This is a genomic window from Achromobacter sp. GbtcB20 (genome assembly GCF_019091095.1).
Classification (GTDB): Bacteria; Pseudomonadota; Gammaproteobacteria; order Burkholderiales; family Burkholderiaceae_B; genus Achromobacter; species Achromobacter mucicolens.
In genome coordinates this window covers 1-3254 of the sequence record NZ_JAGXJZ010000053.1, presented here as the reverse complement: position 1 = coordinate 3254, position 3254 = coordinate 1, and the positions used below count along the sequence as shown (strand labels likewise).

General features: G+C 65.6%; 3 protein-coding genes. 2 read left to right on the top strand and 1 reads right to left on the bottom strand.

Features of this window, described 5'->3' with window-relative positions; translation table 11 throughout:
• The first annotated feature begins 124 nt into the window (after positions 1 to 124).
• Together KVT32_RS27610 and KVT32_RS27605 are read left to right on the top strand one after the other, a co-directional pair.
• The gene (locus KVT32_RS27610; RefSeq protein WP_217619137.1) at positions 125 to 1090 is read left to right on the top strand and encodes a glycosyltransferase; all 966 of its coding nucleotides are present in this window, start codon (positions 125 to 127) and stop codon (positions 1088 to 1090) included.
• Complete coding sequence (locus KVT32_RS27605) at positions 1087 to 2109, top strand: UDP-glucuronic acid decarboxylase family protein (protein ID WP_371825626.1); 1023 nt, start codon at positions 1087 to 1089, stop codon at positions 2107 to 2109. Before KVT32_RS27610 ends, KVT32_RS27605 begins: the two co-directional genes overlap by 4 nt.
• Before the next feature lie 153 nt (positions 2110 to 2262).
• On the opposite strand, the gene KVT32_RS27600 is transcribed toward KVT32_RS27605, so the two are convergent.
• A complete protein-coding gene (locus KVT32_RS27600; protein WP_217619136.1) occupies positions 2263 to 3156 on the bottom strand; it encodes a manganese catalase family protein in 894 nt (297 codons plus the stop codon).
• Between the last annotated feature and the right edge of the window lie 98 nt (positions 3157 to 3254).

Sequence of the window (3254 nt, the reverse complement as noted above, 5' to 3'; positions counted from 1 at the left end):
CCGGCGATGCGCCGTGCCGGCCCTGCGCCTACGAGCATTGTCCGATCGGCCACCCGTGCGCGCTGGCTGTCACGGTGCCTCAGGGGCTTCGTGAAGCGAACCGCCAGCGTGCAAGGGGAAGACAATGACGCCTGCCGTCCACCCGCAGCGCCGCCTGCGCATTCTGACCTGGCACGTGCATGGGAATTATCTGTATGCGCTCAGTCAGGTGCCGCATGACTTCATCGTGCCGGTTCTGCCCGGCCGCGCGCCCGGCTACGGGGCGCTGGGCAACCGCATCCCGTGGGGCGCGGGCCTCACCGAGGCGCCCGCCTTCAACTTGCGGGATATGGAGTTCGACTGCGTGCTGTATCAGTCGCGCCAGAATCTGGAGGACGCGCGGCTGTTGCTCAGCGACGCGCAGCGCGCCTTGCCATCCGCGTATCTGGAACACGATCCGCCCATGCCGCATCCCACGGAGACGCGCCACGTGTTCCGGCATGACAAGGGCATGATCGTGCACGTGACGCCGTACAACGCCGTGATGTGGGATTGCGCGGACATGCCCAGCCGCGTGGTCGAGCATGGCGTGCCCGAGCCAGCCGTGACCTATGACGGCGGCATCGAAAAAGGCATCGTCGTGGTCAACCACCTGGCGCGCCGTGGCCGGCGCATCGGCGTCGATGTATTCGAACACGTGCGGGCCCGCACGCCGCTGGATCTGATCGGCATGGATTCCGAGCGGCTGGGCGGACTGGGCGAGGTGCCCAACATGGAAGTGGCGGCGTTCATGTCGCGCTACCGGTATTTCTTCAGTCCAATCCGGTACGCCAGTCTGGGCCTCTCTCTGGTGGAGGCGATGCTCTGCGGTGTGCCGGTAGTGGGATTTGGCGGCACGGAACTGCCGGTGCTGATACGCAACGGCGAGAACGGCTACGTGGACAACCGCCTGGACCGGCTGGTGGAGGTGGGACGCCAGTTGCTGGCCGAGCCGGAGCTTGCGCGGGCCTGGGGCTCTGCTGGCCGCGACATGGCGCGGCAGCGCTTCGGCATGGACCGCTTTGTGTCGGATTGGCTTGGCGTGTTCGATGCGTTGATGGAGGCAGCATGATGGATGCAATCCCCCGTACCGGCCGCGCGCTGGTCGCCGGCGGCGCCGGCTTTCTCGGCTCGAACCTCTGCGCGCGGCTGCTCAACGACGGTTGGCAGGTGGTGTGCCTGGACAATTTTCAGACTGGCAGGGCCTGTAACGTCGCGGCATTGGCGTCGCATCCGCGCTTCACGGTGATTCGCCACGACGTGGTCGAGCCCCTGGGCGACATGGCGGTGGACCGGATCTACAACCTGGCTTGCCCGGCATCGCCCGTGCATTACCAGGCGGATCCGCTCAAGACGCTGCGCACCTGCGTGCTGGGCGCGATGCAGTTGCTGGAGCTGGCGCGACGCACCGGCGCGCGCGTGCTGCAGGCGTCGACCAGCGAAGTCTACGGCGATCCGCTGGAGCATCCCCAATGCGAAGGCTACTGGGGCCACGTCAACCCCGTCGGCCCTCGGTCCTGTTATGACGAGGGCAAGCGCTGCGCCGAGACGATATTCATGGAATACGCCCGTCACGAGGGCGTGGTGGTGAAGATCGCGCGCATTTTCAATACCTACGGGCCGCACATGTCGCCCGACGATGGCCGCGTGGTGTCCAACTTCATCGTGCAGGCCTTGGCCGGCGAGCCCCTCACCGTGTACGGGGACGGCACGCAGACGCGGTCTTTCTGCTATGTGGACGACTTGATCGACGGGCTGTTGCGTCTGATGGAAAGCCCGATCGAGGTGGACACGCCGGTGAACCTGGGCAATCCGGTGGAGCTGACGATGCTGGAAATGGCCGACATGGTGCGCGAACTGACTGGTTCGCGCGTACCCGTCGTTCACCGTGCCTTGCCGGTGGACGACCCGACCCATCGGTGTCCGGACATCTCGCTTGCCAAGCGCAGCCTGGGGTGGTCGCCGCGCGTGCATCCCGTCGACGGCATCGCGCGGACGGTCGCCTACTTCTGCGCCGACCGCGACCGCGCGCGGCGTGAGGGCCGGGTGCCACGGCCGAATGCCTGGGCAGTGCCGCAAACGCATCCTTGACCGGACGGCCGTCCGGGCTCGGCGGCACAGCGCTTGCTGGCGCGAGATGTGCTGCGGCACGCACGCGCTCGCGTTCAGATGCCGTCGATTCACGCCTCCAATAAACCCCGCCGTGCCGCAAGGGCAGTGGCGGGGATAGCCTCACGCAGCGGTTTACGGTTGCTTGAACTCGTCGGGCGAGTTCACCTGCCCGAGTTCGGTGCCTGTCACCGGGTCGCTGCTGGGGTCGGAGGCGGTCCGTGCCGCCATTGCCTGCAATGCCAGCGCTTCCTCTTCGGTCAGGTTTACATTGGGCATGCCGTCGCCATCGATGGCGCCCTGTTGCTCCCGGTCGGACACGTATTCGAAATTCGCGTCGCTGTTCCAGGGCCCGCGCGTGTCGCCTTCGCCCTGCGACATGTTGAAGTAGACCGAGGCAAACCGCGGGTCGCCCGGCAGCTTTCCGGGCGGGAAGTTCGGCTCCATCGAGTACAGCGCTTTTTCGAAGGAGCGCTGGTGCGACACTTCACGGGTCATCAGAAAGCCCAGGGCGTCCTTGACGCCGGGATCGTCCGTCGCGTTGATGAGCCGCTCGTAGATGATCTTGGCGCGCGCCTCGGCGGCGATGTTGGACCGCAGGTCGGCGGATGGATCGCCGATGGTGTCGATGTAGCCGGCATTCCACAACTGGCCTCCGGAGTTGACCAGCGCGGGGCCTCCGCCGTAAAGCACCTGCGTGACGTGCGAATCGTTGCCAGGTCCGTTCAGCCGCCGGTAGATTTCCGCCTCGGAATCCGTGGCCTCGGCCAGCACGCCCTTGGCGCCCTTGTTCAGCATGGCGACCATCGTGCCGATGACTTCCAGATGGCTGAGTTCTTCGGTGGCGATGTCCAGCAGCATGTCCTTGCGGCCGGGATCGTCCTCGGCCAGCGCCTGCGTGAAATAACGACAAGCTGCCGCAAGCTCGCCTTGCGGACCGCCAAACTGCTCCAGCAGCAGATTGGCTAGACCTGGATTGGTCTCGCTGACACGAACGGTGTATTGCAGCCGTTTGTTATGGGAAAACATAGTGATCTCCTGTTCCCGGGTACCTTTCGGGATTTGTGGTGCGCGGTAGCATCGAAAGCCGACGCGCGGGATTCGGACGCCATGGTTGCCGTTGCCTA